The following is a 24,443-nucleotide window of genomic DNA, read 5'->3' on the forward strand; positions in this document are numbered from 1 at the left end:
ATAATGCTTTAAATTGAAAAATCCGATTGTTTTTATTCGTTAAATTCTCTTTAGCTTGTCATGAAAAACAGCTATGTTGGTGCTGTAGCAGAATTTTTAAACGGTTAAAGTTTTAATCAATATTGATGAATGAGGAAATTATATATGGATAACAATAAGCCAGCTTCAGGTTGCCCTTTCCATCAAGCCGGTGGGCAGACCAGTGTAGCCAGCACCAACAATACTGACTGGTGGCCGAATGCGCTGAATCTCGATATTCTTTCTCAACATGACAAAAAAACCAACCCGATGGATCCTGATTTTGATTATGCCAAAGCATTTAAATCACTGGATCTGGAAGCGGTGAAGCAGGATTTACGTGAACTGATCAATTCCAGCCAGGACTGGTGGCCATCAGACTATGGCAGCTATATCGGCATGTTCGTACGTACCGCATGGCACCTGGCGGGTTCATACCGTAAACAGGATGGACGTGGTGGTGCGAACACTGGCAACCAACGCTTTGCACCATTGAACAGTTGGCCTGATAACGTCAATACCGATAAAGGTCGTCGCCTGCTTTGGCCAATCAAACAGAAATACGGCAATAAAATCTCCTGGGGCGATTTGATTGTTCTTGCAGGTACAGTGTCTTATGAAGTTGCTGGTCTAAAAACCTTTGGTTTCGGTGGTGGTCGTTTAGACATCTGGGCGCCTGAAAAAGATATTTACTGGGGTGAAGAGCGTCAGTGGCTTGCACCAACCAAAGAACGTTATGCAAGTGATGAAGACCGTACATCACTGGAAAACCCACTTTCTGCGGTGCAGATGGGCTTGATCTATGTCAATCCTGAAGGTGTCGATGGCGTACAGGATCCACTGCGTACAGCGCAGGATATGCGTGTCACGTTTGACCGTATGGGTATGGATGATGAAGAAACAGTAGCTCTTACCGTCGGTGGTCATACGGTGGGTAAAGCACATGGTAATGGTAAAGCAGAAAACCTCGGTGCAGATGTAGAAAGCGCAGATGTGGAATTCCAGGGTCTAGGTTGGCACAACTCCGAAGGCACAGGTAATGCAGGCAATACAATGGTCAGTGGCTTAGAAGGTGCCTGGACGACGCATCCTGACAAATGGGACAATGAATTCCTTTATTTACTGTTCACTTATGAATGGGAAAAAACCCTCAGTCCTGCAGGTGCAAAACAGTGGGAACCTGTGAACATCAAAGAGGAAGACAAACCTGTAGATGCACACAATCCAAATGTACGCCGTAATCCGATGATGACAGATGCTGATATGGCACTGAAATTTGACCCTGCATACCGCAAAATTGCAGAAGATTTCTATCAGAACCCTGACAAACTGGCAGATGTATTTGCACGTGCATGGTTCAAACTGACTCACCGTGATATGGGACCAAAAACCCGTTATTTAGGGGCTGATGTTCCTAAAGAAGATCTCGTATGGCAGGATCCAATCCCTGCTGTGGATTACACGCTGTCTGACGTAGATGTTGCCAACTTAAAAGCAAAACTGCTGGACAGTGGTTTAACTTCAGCAGAGTTGATCGCAACGGCCTGGGACAGCGCACGTACTTTCCGTGGTTCGGACTACCGTGGTGGTGCAAATGGTGCACGTATCCGCCTTGAACCACAGAAAGACTGGGAAGGCAACGAACCTGCACGTTTGGCTAAAGTGTTAGCAAAACTGGAAGAAATTCAGGCAGGTCTGTTCAAAAAAGTCAGTATTGCTGATCTGATCGTTTTGGGTGGTACTGCTGCCGTTGAAAAAGCAGCGAAAGCCGCTGGTTTTAACGTAAAAGTTCCATTTACAGCAGGACGTGGTGATGCGACTCAGGAACAGACCGATGCATATTCATTTGAAGACTTTGAGCCTAAAGCTGACGGTTTCCGTAACTTCTTAAAAGCAGATTATGTGGTTCAGCCAGAAGAGCTGTTACTTGACCGTGCGCAGTTGCTAGGTCTGACTGCACCTGAAATGACGGTTCTTGTTGGTGGTTTACGTGTACTTGGCGCAAACTATGCAGACAATAAAGCAGGTGTGTTTACGGATAAAGTCGGTGTCCTCACCAATGATTTCTTTGTGAATCTGACGGACATGAACTTTAACTGGAAACCAACAGGTAAAAATTCATATAACATCGTTGAGCGTAAAACAGGCGATGTGAAATGGACTGCAAGCCGTGTGGATCTGGTCTTTGGTTCCAACTCGATTCTTCGTGCTTATGCGGAAGTGTATGCTCAGGACGACAATAAAGAGAAGTTTGTCAACGACTTCGTGGCAGCTTGGACGAAAGTTATGAATGCTGACCGTTTTGATGTGAAATAAATCTTTTCTATACAAAAAAGCCGATCGAAAGATCGGCTTTTTTGTGCTTAAATCAGTGCCTCTCAGCGTTTTTGAACTGGAAGCATGCTCAAGTGTTGTATATGGACAATGGCTATTTTTTTATAGAAAATAACATGTATTAATAATGTGTTTTGTGTTAACTTTTGTTAATAAATTTCCACTGTGATTTCTATCTTTTAACGCATACCAAAGTCACAGAAAGAAGCTTTTGTGAAAGAACTTTATTTTAAATTATTTAATTTTATTCATTATGATAGAAAATCTTACTTATATAGCAAAAGTAATCAGAACCCGATTTGTTTCGGATCGAAAATATTTAACTAAAAGATTTATCAGTAAACTTGGCTACGTTCCTGACTTCGATAAACCATCCAGTTTTAATGAAAAAGTGACGGCACGGATGATTTTTGAAAGAGATCCTCTGCATACGCAGCTTGCAGATAAACTGGCTGTCAGAGAGATCATTTCAGATAAAATCTGCTCATCTCATCTTGTTCCTATACTGGGTGTATACAAACACTTTGATGAAATAGATTTTAATACCTTACCAGAAAAGTTCGTACTGAAATGTACGCATGACAGTGGAAGTGCTACCGTCTGTTCAGATAAAAAACGTTTTGATGTGGGAAGTGCTGCGCTTAAATTTAAAAATCATTTAAGCATGAACATGTACTACAGAAAACGTGAATGGCACTACAAAGATATTGAGCCACTGATTATCGCTGAGCAGTACATTGACCTTTATCATGACACTAAAAATGATCTGATTATTACGACCTGCCGGGTACATTGTTTTGAGGGGAAACCTGCATATATCGAAGTGGATGTTCAGGACAGACAGGGTAAGGATTACTCCAATATTTATGATACCACCTGGGAGTTACAGCCATTTAAAGTGGATCTGAAAGAAAACTCACCGATCTGTATCGATAAACCAGAAAAAATATGCCAGATGGTGACCTTGTCTGAGACACTTTGTTTGCAGAAGGGGTATAGCCGGGTGGATTTCCTGTTATCAAAAGATTATGTTTACTTCAGTGAAATTACACTGACTCCAAATGCCGGCAGAATGGTGATTACTCCGGCAGAGTGGGACTTGAAACTGGGTTCTTTGTGGCAGTCAGATTGAAGTCTGATCTGAAAGTGAAAAATACAAAGTTTTGTCTTGATAAAAACCGCCTAAGGGCGGTTTTTTTTATGGAACTGACGGGGTTATTGAAAAGTCAGACTTTGTACCATATTCAGATTATTATGAGTGAAATATGATCTCTACAAATAGTAAGAATGGATTTTTGCTATGACAAAGGAATTTTTCAGTGTCCATAAGTATGTTGTTCAGAATAACAGAATTGGGTTTTATTCATGGGCAATAGAAAATGGTTATGCTCATATTTATGACCAAGTTTCAAAGGAATGGGTCGATTTAGATAATTACAACAATGATCGGGTTCCTTTAGAAATTGTCAGCCAGGAATACAATCAGATAGCAGGTTTAATTCATGAACCTAATCTAGGACTCAAGGTTGTTCAAAATTATAATTTACAGCGTTCTCCTTTTTATTATGTGATGAAATTCAGTCTGGAGCCAATTTTATCGAGAAATATTGAATTACCTGAAATTTTAGTTTTAAGAATGGCAAGTCATTACTATGGCATGATGACTGAGGTCGTCGCCATGCATTGTGAGGAATACAATCACAATATCGTGGTTGATTTTAAACCCAGTCTTCCTGAGTTAGTGTCTAAACATCAGATAGAAGGCATGATGTTTGCTTTTTCCAGACTGGTCCATCATTTTATAGAGAAGAGACCTGTTGGTGTGCAGTTTACACATCAGCAGGAAGTGATCAATGATGAGTTATATCATCAGACTTTTTACTGTCAGCCTACTTTTTCGCATGATATGAATAAGTTGATTTATCAAACTTCTGTAATCACACATGAAAGTGATTATCCATTATTAATTAACCCGATTATTCATGCGATAAAAATGCAGTTTCCCCAAATACTTTTTAATGAAATGGTCAGAATCACCTTACAGGTGACATTGGGGTTTGTTTCACCGACACGTGAAAATATAGCCAGGACATTGAGTATGAGTATCCGGACGATGCAGCGCAGACTGAAAGAGGAGGGGATGAATTTTAATGATATTTTACTGGAAGTCAGGAAAAATAGAATTAACCATTATTTGAACGCCTCTCAGCTTACACTGGATAAAATCAGTCTGCTCATGGGCTATAAAGCGACCAGCCAGTTTCATAAGGCATTCCGATCATGGTTTGGGCTGACACCCAAAGAATACAGGGCGAAAATCTGAATTTTCACCCTGTATCAGTTTGAATCTTATGAAGGATTACATCCTAAGCTTTCAAACTCCTGTTTAGTATAGTACGTAATTGTTGGTAGATATTGACCGAGAACCTGAGCTTCATCACCGGGTTTTTTAGTGTGCTGGATTGCGTTATCAAAATCACTCGCAGGTAGCATATTACGTATCAATAATCGCCCATCCGTTTTATGATCTTCACGACCTTCTGCCAATGAGAAACCATCGCCCTTGTCTGACCATTTTAAGTAACCTATACCACATGCTTCAGTTGCATTTTTTGGTCGGTCTTCAGGTAAACTGGTGACAATAGTAAATTCGCCGTTTTTGTCAGTATCTATTTGCTCATCAAAAAGACAAGATGTTACTTTTTGAGAATAATATTCATTTTGACAAATTGACCAATATCTTAATTGACTGTTTTTATTATCAAAATATTTATCTCCATGATAAGTTTTAGGTACTGAAGGTATTTTTCCTCGAATTACAACAATCGGTTTAATATTCCGGTCAACCGTTGCTGCTATATATTGATTGTCCAGATTTGCATAATAGCTCACGCTTCGGACAGGATCTGTATCACAATTATTGAGAAAATCACACTGTAGGCTATGCGCCATACTGTAAGAGGCTCTCCATACAGGATTTTCTTTGGCAGGATTATTCTTACGCAATTCTGCATAAAGATCTGCGGAGACAAGTGGGGCACTGATGGTTTGATTATAAGCATTTAAAGCAGTACATGCAGCCTGACCTGTCAATACCTCACCCTGTCGAGTTGTTAGTTCAACTTGTGGCAGTTTGACACCACCTTTTAGATTTTTTCCTTTGTTTGGAACGTAAACCCGATAAACTAAAACTACAGGATCACCACTTTTAGCTGCATCATAGATTGTATTTGCTGGACGTCCGTTTTGAATCGGTTCACCGGCTGCTAAGTTAAGAGTATAGCTACGGTTTGCGTGATCGCGAGCATTGCCATCAATAAATGGATTGATGCTGTTCTTATCAGGAATGATCAGGCTGTCACTAATGGCATCAGCAGGAGATGTATTTACGCGATAGCTATTAATTGACATATATCTTGCGTAAGGGAAATCCCCTTTTAATCTTAAACTTGAGAGGTGGTCCCACTTGTTTGAACAACTAAAAGCGTATTTATAAGTGATATTCCGCTCTAGTTAAGCCACCTTGTTTTGTTGGGGTAGCTGATCATAGTAAAACTCATTTGGTGTCATTTTGTCTAGACTCGAATGAGGTCGTTTCAAATTATAAAACTCAAAATATGCACTTAATTGCTTTTTCGCATCTGTGACACTGCTATAAGCTTTGAGATACACCTCTTCATATTTAACGCTCCGCCATAATCGTTCAACCATCACATTATCTACCCATCGACCTTTACCATCCATACTGATTTGAATGCCATTTGATTTCAATACATCAATAAATGCATCACTGGTAAACTGGCTGCCTTGGTCTGTATTAAATATTTCAGGTCGACCATATTTTTCAATCGCTTCATTTAAAGCCGAAATACAAAAATCCACCTCCATACTAATCGATACCCTATGCGCAAGTACCTTGCGGCTATGCCAATCAATCACAGCACATAAATAAACAAAGCCTTTTGCCATAGGGATATACGTTATATCCGTAGACCACACTTGATTACTGCGCTGAATAGCCAACCCTTTGAGCAGATATGGATATTTACGGTGAGCTTGATTAGCCTGGCTTAAATTTGGTTTGCAATATAACGCCTGAATACCCATTTTCTTCATTAAAGTACGTGTATGACGTCGTCCTATATGATGTCCTTGACGATTCAACAAATCACGCATCATACGACTGCCTGCAAAAGGATATTGCATATGTAATTCATCAATACATCGCATCAGCTTCAGATCTGATGCACTCACAGGTTTTGGGCGATAGTAATAACAACCACGGGAGACTTTCAGCAGCTTAGCTTGCTTAGATACTGAAATCTGAAGTGAGTCGTCGATTAACTTTTGTGGTTGAAGCGGCCCAGTTTCTTCAACACACCTTCTAAAAAATCAATTTCTAATGCCTGCTCACCGATTTTTGCATGTAGTTTTTTTAGATCGATGGGTGGTTCTGTTGGAGCTTTTGATTGATCGAAAGCTTGCGAGGAAGCTGAGATCAATTGATTTTTCCAGTCAATAATTTGGTTTTGATGAACATCAAACTCAGCACTCAATTCAGCAAGTGTTTTTTCTGCTTTAATCGCAGCAAGTGCTACCTTAGCTTTAAAATCATTTGAATGATTTCTTCTTGGTCTACGTGCCATAAAATACTCCATATATTGATGTTTATAACATCATTTGAGGAGCAGAATATCACTTATAGGAGTTGTTCAAATTTACGGATCCATCTCTCTTGCTCCCTCAGGTAAAGTATATTTAGCGCTCCAATACGCACTTCCTGTATCAGGGAAAGCAAAGTTGGTTTTTGGATTATCAATGACATAAGGACCCTGCCAGAAACAGTCACTCATAGGTTCTGAAGCAGGTGGAGCAATTGAAACAGTCTGATTATTATCATTGTCTCCACAAGCACTGAGTCCCATAGCAAGGAGACACACACTTGCCATCACATTAATTACCTTATACATATGTCCTCCTGACATTATTTATATTTGCACCTGTCATCTTAGGTAAAATAAAAACTTAAATAAGTCGTAATTCGGGACAGTTTTCTGATTTTGTTTTGATGGTCTGCTCAGGGTTCCAGGACTGACCGTTTTGATGTGAAATAAGTCATTTAAGATGTAGAAAAACCGCCTGAGGGCGGTTTTTTTGTGGTTATTAACTTTCCATTCGATCTATATATTCAATATAGCCTTGTCCCTGAATTTCTTTATTTTTATGCGTACCTGTATAAGCATAGCCTCCGACATAACCACTGCCTAAGCCATAGTTAAATTCAGTATTCACTGTGCAATGTAAATAAAGAATTTCCTGTTTTCCCTCATAAATACGCCATTCAAAAATCTGTGGCAATTTCATCTGTTTGCCATCCGGTGCAGTCGCTAAATCTTCCTGATATTCAAGGATTTTAAACTCAGCTGCGCAGGTTTTATTGTATTGAGTCAATGAACGGAAGAAGGCTTTACTGACAATCTGAGTACCATTAATGCGGGTGTCATTGAGCAGTAGCTGAGTTCCATCAGCAAGGTTGATAATCTGATAAGTAAAGAAATCTAAAGGTAATTTCAGGTTTTGTTTGAGTGCTTTTTTCCAGATTAAATGTGGGCTGACAGCGGCTGCATGTTCAAAGGTGCATAAACCTGAAATTTCCTGAGATTGACCATCACTTTGCAGTGTCCCTGAATATTCTGTTAACAGACTGATGTGATCATAAAATGGTGTTTTTACAAACCACGTAATTTTGTCGCTAAGTTTCAGATTTAGATCAATTTGATAGTTATCATTGCCCGAATGAAGTTGGTAATGAGGGTAATTACCTGTAATGGTGAGGTCATTGCCAAACTGAATATGTGAACCACCTTCTGCAAACTGACATTCTTTCGGAATCGAATAACCTGCAAATACACTGGTCTTTTTGGTTCCTGTCCCAACAACCAAAGTTGCATTATTTCGTGGTGTATCTTTTAAAGCATGATCATTATCAAATGCCAATGCACCTGCTGTACCAATGATGGACATGACTGAATAAAAGTGATGTGGTGCAGGTAGGTCAGGAATCATGACACCGAAATGTGTCCAACCGATTTTTTTCGAATGGATGTAGGGGAGGAGTTTATAGTTCTGTGGAAAGGCTTTGTTTTCCTGACTTTTTGTAGCATCTACAAGTGGGTAGATATATTTGATAAAACGATCTGAAATTTTTTTATTGAACATGATCAGGTCTGTTTTGTTGAAATTACCCCATAATTTATAGTGTGACCTGAATGTTCAACATGACCGTAAGGGAATTTTTTATATCTTTTAAAGTCAGCAAATGGTGTGGGGAAGTGAGGTTTATGGAATGATGATTTTATATCTAAAAAACCATACTCGTGAAGGTTATGTTTTTTGTTGATTGTAACTGGTTGAAATAAATAAACTAATATATTGAATTTCAAATAAGGTGTATGATGTTAATTTTAGGAAAATTAAAAGATCGAGTGAATTTACAAGAAATTAGAATAGCCTCAAGATATACGTCATTAAAGTAAATACGAGCATTCCCCAACATACTCGACGTAATGACGACGTTGGTGCATAGAATCCACCTAATATTAAAAAAATAGGTACTAAAAAAAGGCCTATTTTCTGAATAAAGTTAAGACCATCAAACATAATTAATTACTCACAAAATTAGTTATTAACATTAGGATTTACATATTATTTAACATAATGGGCGTTATGCGAAATCTAAACTGTAAGCCCCAAGTAGAAATGTCCGGTTTCTCCAAAGTAAAAATGTCCGCTTTTAGAATATGCACTTTTGCAATTTTCTTAGCGGACGGTTTGATATGTTGGTGTCTATGTCGGATAAAGAACTTAAACGATTGTCGGTCTTGCAAGAAATCTGTGATCAACGCATAACCCAGTCCCAAGCTGCTCAGCTACTTCATATTTCAGAACGTCAGATCAGACGTTTATTGCAAAAATACAAAGCTCAAGGCCCAGCTGCATTAGCACATGCTGCACGTGGCCAAATCAGCAATTCCAGGCTTCCTGAAGAGCTCAGACTCAAGTGCCTCAATATTGTTTCGGATCAACTGCATGGTTTCGGACCCACTTTAGCGCATGAAAAGCTCACCACTGTTCATGGATTCGATATTTCAGTGGAAACACTGCGTTCCTGGATGATTGCAGCCGATCTGTGGATTCCTCGCGCCAAGCGCCTGAAACGCCCGTATCAGCCTCGTTATAACCGAGATTGTTATGGTGAACTGATTCAAATCGATGGCTCACACCATGACTGGTTTGAAGGACGCGCTGCTAAGTGCTGTCTGCTGGTATTTATCGATGATGCCACAGGAAAATTACAGCATTTACGTTTCTGTGAGTCGGAATCAGCATTTGACTATATGATTTCAACACGTTTGTATGTTGAGCAGCATGGTAAGCCGTTGGCGTTTTACAGTGATAAACATTCAGTCTTCAGGGTGAATCAAAGCAGCAAGAAAGACACCAAGATTACCCAGTTTGGACGCGTACTCAGTACCCTCAATATCGATATCATCTTCGCCAATTCACCACAAGCCAAAGGCCGTGTAGAACGGGCGAATAGAACGCTTCAGGACCGTCTGATTAAAGAAATGCGCCTGGAAGGCATCTATTCGATTGAGCAAGCGAATGCCTGGCTGCCCTGCTTTATCGAGCAATTTAATCGTAAATTTGCCAATATGGCCTTTAATCCCAAGGATCTACACCGGACTGTCACTGAAACAGCCGAAGAATTAGATGATGTTTTTACCTGGCGTGAACCCCGCAGAGTCACGAACAGCCTGACGATTACTTATGATAAATGCGTATATTTACTGGAAAATACCGAAGAAAATAAAAGGTTGATCGGCAAGTATCTTGAGTTTCTGGAATACCCGGATGGCACGGTAGCCATTGAACATCAAGGAAGAAAAATCAATTACAGCATCTTCGATAAATTAAGTCAGCTCAACCAGCGAGAGGTTGTTGAGAATAAACGTTTAGGTGCTGTTCTCAATCATATTCAACAACAGCACGAAGAATTAGAACAGCAAAACAAACGCAATCGTTCTCAAAAGATGCCGAGCAGACGTGCACAGAAAACAGTAATCAAAGAACGAAATCTGAATCCTGTGCTTGACTTGGAAGTGTCTGTATAGGACATTTCTATTTGGTTATTAGGTAGGACATTTCTACTTAGGAATAACACTAAACCATATAACTTTTAAAATTAATATTTTAATTAATTTAAAAACAAGTCGCTTTGTTCTTAAGCAATTTTGAAATTTTTGCAAATAAAAATCTATACCTCTATCAAACTTTTTACAAAACCAATCACATCACTCTCCAAAGTTTCCCACTCCCTAAACTCAGGCTGAATCAATAAAGTCTGTGAAATAACACCATAGCAAACCCGTTGTACATTTAAACTGACTCGATCCAGTTGTTCATGATTCTGAACAAAAGGCATGAGAATGCTTTGCCACATCTGCACCATCATTTCATAACTTTTACGATAAATTTCAATACTCGAAATTTGTCGTTCCAATAAAAAGGTCTGCGCCCATAAAAACTGCTGTGCCTGAACTTCCTGTAATTGAAAATGAATAATGTGCTGTAAATATGCTGAAAAATCCAGATTTGTGGATAACTCGATCAGACTTTGTGCATAACTTTTTAAGGCTTCAGCATTACTTTTCACATGCTGATGAATGGTCAAAGCAATCAGGTCTTCCTTTTTAGAAAAATACTCATAAAAGGTACCAAGTCCTACACCTGCAACATCGGTGATTTCGCGAATGGTGATTTCACTGGCGGGACGGTCATGCAAAAGCCGAACAAAACTTTCCATCAAGGCTTCCTGGGTGATGCGAGCCCTTGATTGGCGAGGTTTACGACGTACATTGATTGCAGGCAAAACCATAAAAATAACCCGAACATCCATTTACAGATTTTCTTCTATACTGAATGTAATCGAAGCAAACAACAAGATGAGATTCAGGATGAACACAGCACAACTTGGAACAATCACAACATGGCAAACGCACGAAATCAGCAATCAGTTTGATGAATTACAGAACTATAATTTATTCAGCACTGACCAAATCCTACAGGAAATTTTACAACGCTACGGCAGTCAGGATCAGCAGACTTTAGCAGAGTTTGGAGAGATTGTAGGTTCAGCAGAATATTACCAATATGCAGACCTAGCCAATCGTCATACGCCTGAATTACATAGCTTCGATGCACGTGGTCGCCGTAAAGACTTTTTAGAATTTCACCCTGCGTGGCATAAATGGATGGGCATTAACCGTCAGTTCAATACCCATGCACATCCATTTAAACATTCAGAGTCTTCTTCAAAATGGGTGGATTGGGCTGCACGATTTTTCTTAAGTGGACAAGTCGAATGTGGAAACTTATGTCCCAATTCTATGACTTTAGGCAGTATTCCACTGATTCAAAATGAACCTGAGCTTTGGGCAAAAATCGGTGAAAAATTACTGTCCAATGAATACGATGAACGTGATATTCCGATTTCCCAAAAGAAATCCATCTGGATGGGCATGGGCATGACGGAAAAGCAGGGTGGTTCAGATGTCCGTGCCAATGAAACTTTTGCTGTTCCTATTGCGGAATCAGGTCGTGGCAAAGCCTATTTACTGACAGGGCATAAATGGTTTTTCTCAGCCCCGATGTGTGATGCACATCTAGTGGTAGCGAAAACCGAACAGGATGGTCTGGCGTGTTTCTTTGTACCTCGTTGGTTGGAGGATGGTACGAAGAATAATATTCACGTACAACGCTTAAAAGATAAAGTAGGCAATCGCAGTAACTCAAGTTCAGAAGTCGAATTTAAAAATGCTTGGAGCATCATGATCGGTGAAGCAGGGCGTGGTATTCCAACCATTATTGAAATGGCGAATTACACCCGTTTGACTTGCTCAGTGGGTTCAAGTGCGATGTTGCGTCAGGCTTTGGTGCAGTGCATTGCTTATACCCGTCAACGTAAAGTGTTTGGAAAGCATTTAGCTGAGCAACCTTTGATGCAAGCCGTACTTGCGGATTTGGCTTTGGAAATAGAAGCTGCGATGCAACTCAGTTTTCATCTCGCACATTGCTATGAACAGGATGATGAAATGTCATTGGCATGGAAACGCATCATGACCCCTGCATCTAAGTTTTGGGTATGCAAACGTGCTGTGGAACTGACAGGTGAAATGATGGAAGTCTTTGGTGGCAATGGTTATGTAGACACTGGCATCATGGCACGTATTTTTAAAGAAGCCCCTGTAAATACCATCTGGGAAGGTTCGGGCAATGTTATGTGTTTAGATGTGTTGCGAGCTATTCAACGTGATCGTGAGTCCATCGAAGTCCTGTTCCAATCATTTGCCAAAGTGGCTTCAGGTGATGCTGTTTTACAGAATGAATTGCAGTCTTTATTTAAATTATTCAGCAGTCTACAAGCCGATGAAATGCAATTTATGGCACGTAGTCTAGTTAGTCGTTTAACCATTCTCGCTCAGGCGATTTTACTGAAACAGTATGCACCTGAGTTTGTTGCTGATGCATTTATCGCAACTCGTTATAGTGAGTTTCATGGACGAGTCGTGGGAATGGTGGATGCGAAATCAGTGGATGTGGAGCGACTGTTACAAAGGGCGTTGGCGAGTTGAAATAGATTTTTAAATGCCAAAATCAGCGAAGGTCATCATGATAATGACCTTCATACGCTTAAATCAAATTTGATTTGAAGCTGATACTTTTAACCAGTAATTATTGAAAATTACTTTTGTTTTTTAAGCTTTTTTTGGAGTTTTTTCAATTTACCTTCGTGTTTTGAAATTTTGTCCAAACGTGCTTTGATTTGTTTCTTTAAAGATTTAACTTGCTTTGACATCATGTTACTCCTTCGTTTTGCTATCCGTTGGCTGATGCTTTTTGATAAAACTACGGATAAATTTTCTTAACTCACGTGCCGCACTGGTATCGAGACTTTCACACAATTGTAAAAACTCATCCCGTTCAGCACTGTTAATGCGAATTAAGAGCTGACCATCTTTTTTATTCACCTTTGTCTTTTTGGGTAATTCAGCCATCACGTATTTATCCCCAAAGGTGAAAATCAAAATGTATATACAATATATATACGTTTTAAAAATAAAGCAAATTTAACTTATTTAAAATATTTAATTATTTTATGTTTTAATGAAATCCAATGTGAGAATGTGTGTTTTCAAGCTATAACATCTTGTTATCATTGTCTTTATTTTAAGCAGTGAAAAATATCTGTTCTGTCATTTAACTATTCTGCTGAAAAAGAAGTTGTATATGGGTTTTAAGGTGTTGTGAATATATCTATTGCCATACATGATAGTGCGTCTATGAGGTCGGTAATTTTCAGACCTCCTAATAATAAGTGAGTTCAATATGAATTGTAGAATAGAGCAATATCCAACAAAACTTTTTATAGAAAATATTGAATTTAATCAAAATACTCAGTTTATGGATGTTAATAAGAATTTTTCGGTTAAGTCATTTGTTTCAAAGAGAGCGCATGGCGAAGTCACCGTAGATTATATGGATTACACTTTTTTTGAAGATGGACGTGAAATCAATGTCTCGGTCTATTTTATAGATCATCAGATTGAGAAAGCGACTATTATGATTCCTGCAATTAATGATGATTATGATCATACGGATGATATGGATTTTTATCGACAAAGAGATCAACGTGAGAAAAAGTACCAAAAATGGTTGGATCGTGTGTTAATACAAACAAATTCAGAAGCAGATCACACTCATATCGTGGTTGGCTCTGATAAGAGTGAAAACACGTTTATTGTTATCGGTTGGGTTTGAGTTTAAAGCATTGATATTAAGTGTTTTAACTGGTCATTGTTTTAAGTTTTTTGATTTGGAAAAGTGTTTTGAGCTAATACAAAATTTTGCTTGAAAATCACACGGGAAAGCGTAATATCAGCCTTGCATCACATCACCAATGTTGCGGTGAATATACAGTCTGAAAGGTAAATAAAATGGCGAAGAAAAAAGCTGCGCCTGAAGTTGTGATTCACAACTTTGTGGCAAAACACATGAATGATTTTAACAAGAGCCAGACTTTTGTAGATCGGAAAAAGAATGCAAAACGAGGTTATGCAAAACATAAAAAAGGGGGATACTCAAATGATTATCTCCCTTTTTTATTGTCTGTGAATTCTTCCGTTTTATGTCAGGTGATCTGAACAGTAAAAATGATGCAGTGATATAAAAGAAATTCTTTCTCTGTTATGCACTGATAATACGTGTTGCAGATTTCACCATATCTTCCAGACCATGTGTCTTAAAATAATATTCCATCCAGCTTTTCACCATCAGTGGATTACTCACTTTCAGAACACGCTCCAGCAATTCCTCTGCATCACTCATTGGGACATGACAGATTGCTTTACGTACCCGTAAGATATTACTTGAACTCATGGACAGGGTATTGAAGCCCATTGCCATCAGCAGAATTGCTGTTAAAGGATCACCTGCCATTTCACCGCAGATACTGATCGGTTTGTCGTATTTATGGCACTCTTTGACCAGTCGGCTCAGCGCACGCAGTACTGATGGATGGAAATGCGAATAAACGTTGGCAACCCGAGGATTGTTGCGGTCAACCGCCAGCAGATACTGAGTCAGGTCATTGGAACCTACAGAGAAGAAGTCCACCAGTTCAGCAAATTCTTCAATCTGTAAAAGCACACTGGGTACTTCAACCATGATACCAATTTTAGGTTTGGTGATTTTGACCTGTTCTTCTTCCTGAACAGCGACCCAGTCACGTTCAAGCAGATAAAGCGCTTCTTCAACTTCACTGACACTGGTGACCATTGGCAGTAAAATATGCAGATTGTTCAGACCAATACTTGCTTTGAGCATTGCACGGATCTGTGAAGAAAAAATTTCAGGATGATCCAGGGTAAAGCGGATACCACGCCATCCCAGTGCAGAGTTTTCTTCTTCAATGGAAAAATACGGCAGGTCTTTGTCTGCACCAATATCCAGGGTACGCATCACTACGGGTTTATTGGCAAAGTGACTGAGCTGCTGACGGTAAATCAGACGCTGCTCTTCTTCACCAGGGAAACGGTCACGAAGCATAAACGGAATTTCGGAACGGTAAAGCCCGACCCCTTTGGCACCACGCTGTACACCACGGACAACATCAATCATCAATCCTGTGTTGACATACAGCTTGACTGCTACACCATCTGGGGTAACAGCATCTTTGGTTTCGTACTGTTTTAAGTCTTTTGCAATCTGTTCTTCTTCTTTCTGGACTTCTTTATATCGGGTACGCAGACGACGCGGTGGATTAATGAAGACCCGTCCCTGATGAGCATCCACAATCATTTCAACATCATCAAGCGTGTTGATCGGAAGTTCTGTCACTCCGACAACGGTTGGAATCCCCAGTGCGCGAGCCACGATCACCATGTGCGAGTTCATCGCACCTTCGGTTGTGACAATCGCTGCAATTTTATCGACGGGCAGTTCCACCAGTGCAGCTGTGGAAATTTCTTCACCGATTAGAATGCTTTCGTCAGTCAGTTCACGGTGACTGGAGTCGGCTTCCTGCAGGAAAGCCAGGATACGTCGTCCAAGATCACGCAGGTCAGAAACCCGTTCCCGCAGATAGTCATCTTCCATCTGTGCAAACAGTGCTACATGATTATCAATGACATTGCGGACAGCCCCCTGTGCCCAGTTACCATCACGGATTTCAGTTTTGATTTCAGCAGGCAGGGCATTTTCATCAAGCATCCGCAGGAACACGCTGAATAAAGCCCGTTCTTCTGCCATCAATGCATCCTGCATTTTTTCATCCAGAGACAGAATTTCCTGTCTGACTGATGCGATGGCATTATCCAGTAACAGCAGCTCTTCACTGATGTCATCTGCTTCACGGTCGGGAACAGCGTCCAGATCAGCAGGGGGATATAAAATAACAGCGCGACCTAAAGCAATACCGCCTGAACCAGAAACGCCCTGGAAGGTTTTGTAGGCAGGGGTGTTGCTGGGTTTACGGAAGACGTCAATATTTCCAACAGCATGAGCATGTGCAATCACGCCTGAAAGCTGAGCACACAGGGTCACCAGAAAAGATTCTGCGGCTTCGCTGAAATCCTGCGACTCTCTGTTCTGAACAACCAGTACACCCATAACTTTACGGCGGTACATGACCGGCACACCCAGGAAAGAATTGTAGATTTCCTCTCCGGTTTCAGGCAGATATAAAAACCGCTCATGTTTAGGTGCATTGTCCAGGTTGACAATTTCTTCACGCTGACCGACTAGACCGACCAGACCTTCACTGGTGTGCAGTGAAACATGACCGACAGATTCGGGATTCAGACCTTTGGATGCCATCAGCAGATAACGCTGATTGCGTTCATCCAGTAAATAGATGGAGCAGACGTCAACATGCATGGCTTGCGCCACCTGGTTGACCATAATGTCGAGTGATTCATGCAGACTGGTGGACGCATTGATTTCCTGCACAATGCGTCTTAAGGTGTCCAGCTGCATATTCGACATAAAACTGCTCCAGTTAAAAATTAATCCTGAATATATTTATAACAACAGTAGTCCATAAAATCTGCATTTTAATGCGATTTTTTATGGTTTTTTCATGGGTAACTGATTGCACAGTTCCACCATGGCTTTACGGTATACATCGCGTTTAAAATTCACGACCTGACCCAGTGGGTACCAGTAACTGACCCATTGCCATTGATCAAACTCAGGAGGGTCTGAAAGGTTCAGCTGAATGTTTTTTGCAGACGCTGTCAGTTTCAATAAAAACCACTTCTGTTTTTGACCAATACATACAGGATCTGAATCCGTGCGTATATACCGATGCGGCAAACGATAGCGCAACCAGCCTTTTGTCTGCGCTACGATTTCGACGTGTTCGGGCAGTAAGCCAACTTCTTCTCTCAGCTCACGGAAAAGTGCCTGTTCAGGGGATTCTCCAAGCTGGATACCTCCTTGTGGAAATTGCCAAGCATTGTGACCAATGCGTTTTGCCCATAAAACCTGTCCAAAGTCGTTTGCCAAAATGATCCCGACGTTGGGTCGGAAACCTTCTGAATCGATCATCTGGCACCTAAAATTGTTTAATATCTCTGACTTTATATATGGGGATACTCTCTTTTTTATCCAGCTCGATAAAGTCAAAGTAATAATGTTGTAAAATTGCTATGATCTTAACGAATTTCTATCGACTAGCGGTGATAGATTTACAATTTTTTTCTTAAATTTCAGTTTAAACGGGTATTTTCATGAAATTGGCGTTATTTGACCTGGATCACACCTTATTAAATACCGATTCTGACCACTCCTGGGGTGAGTTTCTGGTCAATGAGGGGCTGGTGGATCCTGTCCATCACCGTGCAATGAATGATAAATTTTATGAAGATTACAAAGCAGGGCAGCTTGACCCGATTGCCTACAATGAATTTGTCTTTGAATTTTTAACAAAGCATGACAATGAATATTTAACTGAACTGCATCAGTTGTTTATGAAAAAAGTGATTCGTCCACAAATGCGTCCGGAAGGCTTCAAAGCGATTCAGCGACATAAAGATGCGGGACATGAGCTGGTGGGAATTACAGCAACTTCTGATTTTATTACTGCGCCGATTTTCCGTGAATTTGGTATTACCGAAATTATTGCGACCAATGCAGAAGTTGTGGATGGAAAATACACAGGCAAAGTAATCAATATTCCATGTTATCAGAAAGGCAAACTGGCGCGTCTGGATCAGTGGCTGGAAGGGCGTGATGTGACAGAGTCCTGGGCATATTCAGACTCGATCAATGACCGTTTTCTGCTGGAGTATGCAGATCATGCTTTTGCGATTAACCCTGATGACCGTCTGGAAGCATTAGCAGAAGAGCAGCGCTGGGAAATTCAGGACTGGTCGATTTAAGCTGGATCTGTTCATGGTGTGATGATTCTGAAAAAAACAGAATCTGCTGAATGTTTAGCCAAAAGTATGATGCAGAATACTTTTCTTTCACTTAAAAGATGCTATGTTGAGAACAGTATTTTACTTGCAGAGGAAGAATAACAATGAGCCAGACACGTCCAAGAATGACCAATCTGTTTGAACAGCTCGGACTTGATTCAAGCGAAGAAGGGATTCAGACATTTATTGAAAATCATCAGATGGATGCCTCTATGTCCATTACTCAGGCACCGTTCTGGACGGATGCACAGCGTCAGTTCCTGTCTGAAAAAATTCAGTCGGATGGTGAATGGGCTACAGTGGTGGATCAGCTGAATGAGTCATTGCATGAAGACTCTGTAGAATAATTCAGTGCGCTGAACGGCTGCTGAAAATAAAAAATCCTCCCTAAGTGGAGGATTTTTTATTTTCAGCTTTTGTTGCGATCAGAAATAATGTCTGGATTATTTCATCATCTCAATCAGTTCCTGAACCGCACGTGACTGAGTCCGTCCTGGATGCCAGACCATCCCCAGTTTACGGTTCATTTCAAAATTCAGATCAAGCTGTTTCAAATCCTGATTCAGCAAAGTTTTAGGCAGTACAGACCATCCCAGACCAATCGACACCAGCATGCGGATCGACTCCAGTGGGTTGTTGCTCATGGTAATTTTAGGTTTCAACCCTTTCTTTTCGAACTCTGCCAGGGTGATCTGACTGGTATAGGTCTGTGCAGCAGGCAACAGACTCGGATATTCAATCAAATCTTCCAGTTTCAGGTTGTTGATCTGTGCCAGTGGATGAAATGGCGCAACCACAAATACCAGCGGATCATTCCACATGGTGAAATAGTTCAGCCGGTCATCTCCTGTTGGCGGTAAAGTCAGAAACGCCAGTTCAAGATCTCCTGCCAGTACCTGTTCGTGTGCTTGTTCTGAGTCCACAAAATGGACATCCAGTTTGACTTCAGGAAACTGCTGAACATAGTTTTTCAGATGGTCAGGCAGATGGTGTAACCCAATATGGTGACTGGTACCAATTTTCAGTTTGCCACGGACTTCACCCTGTTCATGGCTGAGCGTATGGTGAATATCACCCAGTTCATTCAGCCAGTTTTTGACTTTAGGCAGCAGGGAATGAGCGGCATGTGTCGCCTGCACGCCTCGTCCAGCCGACTCAAACAGTTTGACACCAAAATATTCTTCCAGGCTGTGAATCCTTTTGGTCACAGCGGGCTGAGTAATAAATAAAAGTTCTGCCGCCATAGAAATTGATCCTGTTTCCATGACTTTCACAAAGGCTTCAAAGGCTGCTAAATTCATTGCTCACTCATCCATAAAGAATTTTTATGCTTAATTCATTATTTAGAAGTTTTAAGAATTAATCAAAGTAAAATTTCATAAATTTTTAATTTCAAACTTCTGTAGTGTATATACGAGGGGCTGAATTACAATTTTCTGACTTTAGAGATGCTAATTTCAGCTAAGTTAAATAAAAATAAATACAGAGCCATGTATGCATAAACAGACCACCAATCAGCATCCGTACAGAAGGCATTTCAGTGAAATCAGCTGGTCTGTATTTTTTATTGTCAGTGCGGTGGTTTTCATGATGACTGCAGGTATTGGCTATGCTTCCGGAAATTTTACGTTACTGCTGATTCCTGCTGTTTTTATGCTGATCTGGGGGATTTCCCGTTTTAAAAGTATGCATAAAATGGCACGACTGGATGCATTTCAGATCCCATCATATATTCTGTCCGATTTTTCACGGCAGTATCCTGGGTATGGAGCTGCACAGCTCAAACAGATTGAAGAGGGATTTAAGGATTATCTGGCATTGCATCTGATTAAGAAACAGGCCTATGCGATGCCTTCAAAGTCAGTGGATGCATTGTGGCATCTTTTACTGGAAAAATACGCGGGCTTTTATGCAGAAATGTGTCAGCAGTTACTTGGATTTCAGTTGTATCACTATCCACATGCAGAGGAGGTGTCAGCAGGGGAACATCGGGTTCACCGACTTCAGCTGTTGCACAGCTGGCAGGTGAGTTGCCGTCTGCATGGGGTTAAAGGTCTGCATCCAGAGCAGATTCCTCGCTTGTTTCAGGTCGATCAGAACGTTGCCTGGTCAGCAGGTTTTATTTTTCAAATGACGCTGATTTATGCTTTATATGATCAGTTCTCTATTCGGGACAGTGGTTCAAACTCATCCGGTTGTTCTTCTTCCACTTCGGGTACAGCCAGTCATTCTGACAGTCGTGACTGTTCAGAAAGTTCATCGTCCTCAGATTCATCTTCATCCTGTAGCAGTTGCAGCAGCTGTGGAGGCGGTGGTGGTGATTAACCTGAATTTTTATTATGTTGAAAGCTTGATCTGTGTGGAATATCAGTTTCTTAAATGTGAAAACTGTATCTGGGGTTCAGCTGGACAGCCTGAGTCCATACATCGGTCTTGTCAGATGATAACAGAATCCGACTCATGGTCTGGACGGCTTCAGGCTGCATCACTGGCATTCAGGGATTTTTTACGATCCTGCGCATTCCATGCTTTTTCATGGAAAAAGAATGCAATCGCCTGAACAGTAGGTTCAATCAGGCTTAAAGTAATCGCCATCCACAGATTACCGGTAATCACGTATGCGACCAGCATTGCAACAGTGATGTGCATGATGTAATAGCTGAGCGTTTTTTTGAAAATCCGTTGATTGCTTTGAACAAAATTATGAATACGAGCCATGAGCGTCACCACAGGATGAGAAGATAATTAAATAATAATCATTATCATTTAAAATGTAAAAGAGATTTTTTTATTCGTGATCATTGGATTTGTAAATGATCTTTATTCAGTGGGTAATTTTAAAAAATATTGTTTAAAAATAAATACTATTAAATATAATCACTTAATTATACTTTTATTGTTCTGGTGGTCATGTGAAATTAAGATGCTGTGTATTGGGGTTTACAGTTGTACTGACTGGATGTGGTGGGAGTTCCTATTTAAAGGACTTACCCGAAAAGGATTTACTGGAGGCAGCACTTGAATCACAACGTATTGAAAGTGAAATGACCTTAAAAATGCAGATTTGTGGAGATTTGCAGTCATTAGGGTTTGAAGCACAACAGGAAGCTCGTGAATATGGACGTGAATTAAGACGAGCCTATGAATATTATGAGCGTCAAACTAGACCGTTTAACCGTAAAGTCCGTCGCTATCTGAATGATTATGATGCGCAATATGGTGCTGAACATCGGGAACAATTAAGGGAAGCTAATTTTCAGTTGAATATGCTTCCTGCGCGTCTTGCGACTGCAAAGTTTTTTGGTGTGGACAGTAAGGAAGTAAAAGAAGCCTTGTCTGAGCCGAATCCACATTTTTCATTTTCAGGTGGCAACCCAAACTCGGTCATTATGATTCAGGCCTTACATGAAAAAGAAAAAAATATTAAGTCACAGTGTGAAAAACTGATGGCCCAGGTTTTTGACGATAAAATTCAACCCAACTTTTCCAGATATGGCGATGAATATAAAAAAATTACAGGAATGCAAAGCCTGAAAATGGCAGATTAACCGACCTGAAATTTTCATATTTGAATATTGCATGCATGGAATAAGTTGGTTGATGGTTTTATCAGGCACAACAGGTGTCTGATAAAACTCAATATTTTTTATAGGCTGAAAAGCGTACGTAATCGATTTAGCACGTTTAAGAACACAGTGATGTTTGGAATGAATGTGTTTTTAAATAATTCCAAAAAGTTTTTAAATTAATAAAAATGATAAATTAGATTTATGTGAAAACGTGGTTATAATCAAAGTTAATGAAAGAATTACCCAGTCCAGTGGAGCGCATCGACATGGCAGGCGAAAACCAAAAAGTAAAAACCGAAAATGCAAAAACATTGTATGACAAATTGTGGGATGACCACTTAGTAAAACAACGCGATGACGGCTCTGCATTACTCTATATCGACCGTCACTTATTGCATGAGGTAACTTCTCCACAAGCATTTGAAGGTTTGCAATTGGCGGGTCGTACACCTTGGCGTTTAAGTGCCAACGTGGCAACACCTGACCATAACGTGCCAACCTCGACTAAAGAGCGTTCAGAAGGGATTGCAGGGATCGAAGATGATACTTCACGTATCCAGGTACAGACTTTAGATGACAACTGTAAAACTTTTAATGTGGTTCAGTTTGACATTAATGATGTACGTCAAGGGATTGCACACGTGGTGGGTCCTGAACAAGGTTTGACTTTGCCGGGTATGACTGTGGTCTGTGGTGACTCACATACTGCTACACATGGTGCATTCGGTTGTTTGGCTCACGGTATTGGTACATCAGAAGTTGAACATGTATTGGCAACTCAATGCTTAGTTCAAAAGAAAATGAAAAATATGCTGGTACGTGTTGACGGTAAATTAGGTCAAGGCGTAACACCGAAAGATGTCGTATTAGCCATTATCGGTAAAATCGGAACTGCGGGTGGTACAGGTCATGCGATTGAATTCGGTGGCCAGGTGTTCCGTGATATGTCGATCGAAGGTCGTATGACTGTGTGTAATATGGCAATTGAAGGTGGCGCACGTGTGGGTATGGTTGCTGTCGATGACAAAACCATTGAATACGTAAAAGACCGTCCGTATGCGCCTAAAGGCGAACAGTGGGATGCTGCGGTCGCCTATTGGAATACTTTGGTTTCTGATGAAGGCGCACATTTCGATACTGTTGTGGTGTTACAGGGTGAAGAGATTGAACCGCAAGTGTCGTGGGGAACTTCACCTGAAATGGTGATTCCTGTATCTCAAGCTGTACCTACGTTGGAACAAGCCAAAGATGATGTACAGCGTAATGACTGGACACGTGCTTATCAGTACATGGGTTTGAATGGTGGTCAGGCATTGGCTGATATTCAATTAGACCGCGTATTTATCGGTTCATGTACTAACTCACGTATTGAAGATATTCGTGCGGCGGCAGAAGTTGCGAAAGGCAAAAAAGTGGCTTCAAGCATTAAACAAGCGATGGTCGTTCCAGGTTCTGGTTTAGTCAAAGCTCAGGCAGAAGCAGAAGGCTTGGACAAAATCTTAATCGAAGCTGGTTTTGAATGGCGTGAGCCGGGTTGTTCAATGTGCTTAGCAATGAATGCTGATAAATTACAACCAGGTGAACATTGTGCATCGACGTCTAACCGTAACTTTGAAGGTCGTCAGGGCAATGGTGGTCGTACACATTTGGTGAGTCCTGCTATGGCAGCTGCGGCAGCAATCGCGGGTCACTTTGTTGATGTGCGTTCATTCTAATAGGAGCAAAAGACATGAAAAAATATACCGTTGAACAAGGTATCGTTGCACCTTTAGACCGTGCCAATGTCGATACAGATTTAATTATTCCAAAACAGTTTTTGAAATCCATCAAACGTACAGGTTTTGGTGAAAACTTATTTGATGAATTGCGTTATTTAGATGAAGGCTTTTTAGGTCAGGACAATTCAAAACGTCCTAAAAACCCTGATTTCACTTTGAACCAACCACGTTATCAAGGTGCTTCCATCCTGATTTCACGTGCTAACTTTGGTTGTGGTTCAAGCCGTGAGCATGCGCCGTGGGCATTGGAAGAATATGGTTTCCGTACCGTGATTGCGCCAAGTTATGCAGATATTTTCTTCAATAACAGCTTTAAAAACGGCATGTTGCCAGTGATCCTGTCTGAAGAGATTGTAGATCAGTTATTTAAAGAATGTTTTGCCAATGAAGGTTATCAGTTAACCATTGACCTTGAAGCGCAGGAAGTTCGCACACCAAATGGCGAAGCATTCAAATTCGAAGTCGATCCATTCCGTAAACATTGTTTGTTAAATGGTCTGGATGATATTGGTTTAACTTTACAGGTTGCTGATGATATCAAAGCCTATGAAGAGAAAACCAAAGCGGCTCGCCCGTGGGTTTTTGCAGAAATTCAGGGTTAATTCAGAAACTGAGTTCACTTGTGGTAACAAGCCCTGACTCTTGTTAATATCTGAGCAGAAGAAAATATTGTATCTGCTGCATTGTATAAGGGTTGGGCTTGA

Annotated in this window: 23 protein-coding genes; 13 read left to right on the forward strand and 10 right to left on the reverse strand. The window is 40.6% G+C overall.

Annotation, left to right across the window (positions count from 1 at the left end):
- Positions 1-144: 144 nt before the first annotated feature.
- The 3 genes from katG to CDG60_RS03050 all read left to right on the forward strand — a co-directional run bounded on the left by katG (position 145) and on the right by CDG60_RS03050 (position 4,675).
- Positions 145-2,334, forward strand: coding sequence for a catalase/peroxidase HPI (gene katG, locus CDG60_RS03040; RefSeq protein ID WP_087512716.1), 2,190 nt, complete (start codon positions 145-147; stop codon positions 2,332-2,334).
- A gap of 271 nt (positions 2,335-2,605) precedes the next feature.
- Positions 2,606-3,484, forward strand: coding sequence for an ATP-grasp fold amidoligase family protein (locus CDG60_RS03045; RefSeq protein ID WP_087512717.1), 879 nt, complete (start codon positions 2,606-2,608; stop codon positions 3,482-3,484).
- A gap of 168 nt (positions 3,485-3,652) precedes the next feature.
- Complete coding sequence (locus CDG60_RS03050) at positions 3,653-4,675, forward strand: helix-turn-helix transcriptional regulator (protein ID WP_087512718.1); 1,023 nt, start codon at positions 3,653-3,655, stop codon at positions 4,673-4,675.
- Positions 4,676-4,701: 26 nt separating this feature from the next.
- On the opposite strand, the gene CDG60_RS03055 is transcribed toward CDG60_RS03050, so the two are convergent.
- From CDG60_RS03055 to CDG60_RS03065, 4 genes are all read right to left on the reverse strand, one after another.
- On the reverse strand, positions 4,702-5,763 hold the full coding sequence (locus CDG60_RS03055; RefSeq protein WP_193853167.1) for a hypothetical protein: 1,062 nt from the start codon (positions 5,761-5,763) through the stop codon (positions 4,702-4,704).
- Between the two features lie 102 nt (positions 5,764-5,865).
- A protein-coding gene (locus CDG60_RS03060) for an IS3-like element ISAba14 family transposase (protein ID WP_223155595.1) occupies positions 5,866-6,998 on the reverse strand; the annotation gives its coding sequence in 2 pieces (ribosomal slippage) (positions 5,866-6,746 and positions 6,746-6,998; 1,134 coding nt in all).
- Positions 6,999-7,070: 72 nt separating this feature from the next.
- The gene (locus CDG60_RS18115) at positions 7,071-7,322 is read right to left on the reverse strand and encodes a hypothetical protein (protein ID WP_087514473.1); all 252 of its coding nucleotides are present in this window, start codon (positions 7,320-7,322) and stop codon (positions 7,071-7,073) included.
- Between the two features lie 193 nt (positions 7,323-7,515).
- A complete protein-coding gene (locus CDG60_RS03065; RefSeq protein WP_087514474.1) occupies positions 7,516-8,571 on the reverse strand; it encodes a DUF6670 family protein in 1,056 nt (351 codons plus the stop codon).
- A gap of 629 nt (positions 8,572-9,200) precedes the next feature.
- Here CDG60_RS03065 and CDG60_RS03075 point away from each other — a divergent pair.
- Positions 9,201-10,526, forward strand: a complete 1,326-nt coding sequence (locus CDG60_RS03075) for an ISNCY family transposase (RefSeq protein WP_079393426.1) — start codon at positions 9,201-9,203, stop codon at positions 10,524-10,526.
- 143 nt (positions 10,527-10,669) lie between these two features.
- Here CDG60_RS03075 and CDG60_RS03080 read toward each other — a convergent pair whose 3' ends face one another.
- A complete protein-coding gene (locus tag CDG60_RS03080; RefSeq protein ID WP_087513681.1) occupies positions 10,670-11,290 on the reverse strand; it encodes a TetR/AcrR family transcriptional regulator in 621 nt (206 codons plus the stop codon).
- Between the two features lie 79 nt (positions 11,291-11,369).
- On the opposite strand from CDG60_RS03080, the gene CDG60_RS03085 reads away from it, so the two are divergent.
- Positions 11,370-13,046 (forward strand): acyl-CoA dehydrogenase family protein, encoded by a 1,677-nt coding sequence (locus CDG60_RS03085; RefSeq protein ID WP_087513682.1) that lies wholly within the window; start codon positions 11,370-11,372, stop codon positions 13,044-13,046.
- 228 nt (positions 13,047-13,274) lie between these two features.
- Here CDG60_RS03085 and CDG60_RS03090 read toward each other — a convergent pair whose 3' ends face one another.
- On the reverse strand, positions 13,275-13,469 hold the full coding sequence (locus CDG60_RS03090; RefSeq protein WP_068973724.1) for a hypothetical protein: 195 nt from the start codon (positions 13,467-13,469) through the stop codon (positions 13,275-13,277).
- Positions 13,470-13,800: 331 nt separating this feature from the next.
- Here CDG60_RS03090 and CDG60_RS03095 point away from each other — a divergent pair, with 331 nt between their 5' ends.
- Both CDG60_RS03095 and CDG60_RS03100 read left to right on the forward strand, forming a co-directional pair.
- Positions 13,801-14,232 carry a hypothetical protein gene (locus CDG60_RS03095; RefSeq protein ID WP_087513683.1) on the forward strand — a complete coding sequence of 144 codons (432 nt, stop codon included), beginning with the start codon at positions 13,801-13,803 and terminating at the stop codon, positions 14,230-14,232.
- Between the two features lie 176 nt (positions 14,233-14,408).
- The gene (locus CDG60_RS03100; RefSeq protein ID WP_087513684.1) at positions 14,409-14,615 is read left to right on the forward strand and encodes a DUF7230 family protein; all 207 of its coding nucleotides are present in this window, start codon (positions 14,409-14,411) and stop codon (positions 14,613-14,615) included.
- Between the two features lie 43 nt (positions 14,616-14,658).
- On the opposite strand, the gene ptsP is transcribed toward CDG60_RS03100, so the two are convergent.
- Together ptsP and CDG60_RS03110 are read right to left on the reverse strand one after the other, a co-directional pair.
- Positions 14,659-16,956 carry a phosphoenolpyruvate--protein phosphotransferase gene (gene ptsP, locus CDG60_RS03105; protein WP_087513685.1) on the reverse strand — a complete coding sequence of 766 codons (2,298 nt, stop codon included), beginning with the start codon at positions 16,954-16,956 and terminating at the stop codon, positions 14,659-14,661.
- Between the two features lie 81 nt (positions 16,957-17,037).
- On the reverse strand, positions 17,038-17,520 hold the full coding sequence (locus CDG60_RS03110) for an RNA pyrophosphohydrolase (protein WP_087513686.1): 483 nt from the start codon (positions 17,518-17,520) through the stop codon (positions 17,038-17,040).
- A 182-nt stretch (positions 17,521-17,702) separates the two neighbouring features.
- Here CDG60_RS03110 and CDG60_RS03115 point away from each other — a divergent pair, with 182 nt between their 5' ends.
- Both CDG60_RS03115 and CDG60_RS03120 read left to right on the forward strand, forming a co-directional pair.
- Positions 17,703-18,353: an HAD family hydrolase gene (locus tag CDG60_RS03115; protein ID WP_087513687.1), complete on the forward strand. Its 651-nt coding sequence runs from the start codon at positions 17,703-17,705 to the stop codon at positions 18,351-18,353.
- Positions 18,354-18,496: 143 nt separating this feature from the next.
- Positions 18,497-18,739 (forward strand): DUF2789 domain-containing protein, encoded by a 243-nt coding sequence (locus CDG60_RS03120; RefSeq protein WP_087513688.1) that lies wholly within the window; start codon positions 18,497-18,499, stop codon positions 18,737-18,739.
- A 96-nt stretch (positions 18,740-18,835) separates the two neighbouring features.
- Here the strand turns inward: CDG60_RS03120 and CDG60_RS03125 are convergent, their stop codons facing one another.
- Positions 18,836-19,693 carry a LysR family transcriptional regulator gene (locus CDG60_RS03125; RefSeq protein ID WP_087513689.1) on the reverse strand — a complete coding sequence of 286 codons (858 nt, stop codon included), beginning with the start codon at positions 19,691-19,693 and terminating at the stop codon, positions 18,836-18,838.
- Between the two features lie 193 nt (positions 19,694-19,886).
- Here CDG60_RS03125 and CDG60_RS03130 point away from each other — a divergent pair, with 193 nt between their 5' ends.
- Positions 19,887-20,717, forward strand: a complete 831-nt coding sequence (locus CDG60_RS03130) for a UCP032817 domain-containing protein (protein WP_087513690.1) — start codon at positions 19,887-19,889, stop codon at positions 20,715-20,717.
- A 150-nt stretch (positions 20,718-20,867) separates the two neighbouring features.
- Here the strand turns inward: CDG60_RS03130 and CDG60_RS03135 are convergent, their stop codons facing one another.
- Positions 20,868-21,110 carry a DUF2061 domain-containing protein gene (locus CDG60_RS03135; RefSeq protein WP_087513691.1) on the reverse strand — a complete coding sequence of 81 codons (243 nt, stop codon included), beginning with the start codon at positions 21,108-21,110 and terminating at the stop codon, positions 20,868-20,870.
- Between the two features lie 194 nt (positions 21,111-21,304).
- Here CDG60_RS03135 and CDG60_RS03140 point away from each other — a divergent pair, with 194 nt between their 5' ends.
- The 3 genes from CDG60_RS03140 (at position 21,305) to leuD (ending at position 24,341) form a co-directional block, all read left to right on the forward strand.
- The gene (locus tag CDG60_RS03140) at positions 21,305-21,940 is read left to right on the forward strand and encodes a hypothetical protein (protein ID WP_160116959.1); all 636 of its coding nucleotides are present in this window, start codon (positions 21,305-21,307) and stop codon (positions 21,938-21,940) included.
- A 287-nt stretch (positions 21,941-22,227) separates the two neighbouring features.
- The gene (gene leuC, locus CDG60_RS03145) at positions 22,228-23,676 is read left to right on the forward strand and encodes a 3-isopropylmalate dehydratase large subunit (RefSeq protein WP_087513750.1); all 1,449 of its coding nucleotides are present in this window, start codon (positions 22,228-22,230) and stop codon (positions 23,674-23,676) included.
- A gap of 14 nt (positions 23,677-23,690) precedes the next feature.
- Positions 23,691-24,341, forward strand: a complete 651-nt coding sequence (gene leuD / locus CDG60_RS03150) for a 3-isopropylmalate dehydratase small subunit (RefSeq protein ID WP_087513693.1) — start codon at positions 23,691-23,693, stop codon at positions 24,339-24,341.
- The last annotated feature ends 102 nt before the right edge of the window (positions 24,342-24,443 follow it).

Source organism: Acinetobacter chinensis (assembly GCF_002165375.2).
Taxonomy (GTDB): Bacteria; Pseudomonadota; Gammaproteobacteria; order Pseudomonadales; family Moraxellaceae; genus Acinetobacter; species Acinetobacter chinensis.

Excerpts from the sequence above, each read along its gene's own strand:
- CDG60_RS03085 (WP_087513682.1), top strand. The coding sequence starts at position 11,370 with ATGAACACAGCACAACTTGGAACAATCACAACATGGCAAACGCACGAA.
- CDG60_RS03050 (WP_087512718.1), top strand. The coding sequence starts at position 3,653 with ATGACAAAGGAATTTTTCAGTGTCCATAAGTATGTTGTTCAGAATAAC.
- CDG60_RS18115 (WP_087514473.1), bottom strand. The coding sequence starts at position 7,322 with ATGTATAAGGTAATTAATGTGATGGCAAGTGTGTGTCTCCTTGCTATG.
- CDG60_RS03090 (WP_068973724.1), bottom strand. The coding sequence starts at position 13,469 with ATGGCTGAATTACCCAAAAAGACAAAGGTGAATAAAAAAGATGGTCAG.
- CDG60_RS03125 (WP_087513689.1), bottom strand. The coding sequence starts at position 19,693 with ATGAATTTAGCAGCCTTTGAAGCCTTTGTGAAAGTCATGGAAACAGGA.
- CDG60_RS03080 (WP_087513681.1), bottom strand. The coding sequence starts at position 11,290 with ATGGTTTTGCCTGCAATCAATGTACGTCGTAAACCTCGCCAATCAAGG.
- CDG60_RS03045 (WP_087512717.1), top strand. The coding sequence starts at position 2,606 with ATGATAGAAAATCTTACTTATATAGCAAAAGTAATCAGAACCCGATTT.
- CDG60_RS03110 (WP_087513686.1), bottom strand. The coding sequence starts at position 17,520 with ATGATCGATTCAGAAGGTTTCCGACCCAACGTCGGGATCATTTTGGCA.
- CDG60_RS03135 (WP_087513691.1), bottom strand. The coding sequence starts at position 21,110 with ATGGCTCGTATTCATAATTTTGTTCAAAGCAATCAACGGATTTTCAAA.
- CDG60_RS03120 (WP_087513688.1), top strand. The coding sequence starts at position 18,497 with ATGAGCCAGACACGTCCAAGAATGACCAATCTGTTTGAACAGCTCGGA.
- CDG60_RS03055 (WP_193853167.1), bottom strand. The coding sequence starts at position 5,763 with ATGTCAATTAATAGCTATCGCGTAAATACATCTCCTGCTGATGCCATT.
- katG (WP_087512716.1), top strand. The coding sequence starts at position 145 with ATGGATAACAATAAGCCAGCTTCAGGTTGCCCTTTCCATCAAGCCGGT.
- CDG60_RS03075 (WP_079393426.1), top strand. The coding sequence starts at position 9,201 with ATGTCGGATAAAGAACTTAAACGATTGTCGGTCTTGCAAGAAATCTGT.
- CDG60_RS03130 (WP_087513690.1), top strand. The coding sequence starts at position 19,887 with ATGCATAAACAGACCACCAATCAGCATCCGTACAGAAGGCATTTCAGT.
- CDG60_RS03100 (WP_087513684.1), top strand. The coding sequence starts at position 14,409 with ATGGCGAAGAAAAAAGCTGCGCCTGAAGTTGTGATTCACAACTTTGTG.
- leuC (WP_087513750.1), top strand. The coding sequence starts at position 22,228 with ATGGCAGGCGAAAACCAAAAAGTAAAAACCGAAAATGCAAAAACATTG.
- CDG60_RS03065 (WP_087514474.1), bottom strand. The coding sequence starts at position 8,571 with ATGTTCAATAAAAAAATTTCAGATCGTTTTATCAAATATATCTACCCA.
- CDG60_RS03095 (WP_087513683.1), top strand. The coding sequence starts at position 13,801 with ATGAATTGTAGAATAGAGCAATATCCAACAAAACTTTTTATAGAAAAT.
- leuD (WP_087513693.1), top strand. The coding sequence starts at position 23,691 with ATGAAAAAATATACCGTTGAACAAGGTATCGTTGCACCTTTAGACCGT.
- ptsP (WP_087513685.1), bottom strand. The coding sequence starts at position 16,956 with ATGTCGAATATGCAGCTGGACACCTTAAGACGCATTGTGCAGGAAATC.
- CDG60_RS03115 (WP_087513687.1), top strand. The coding sequence starts at position 17,703 with ATGAAATTGGCGTTATTTGACCTGGATCACACCTTATTAAATACCGAT.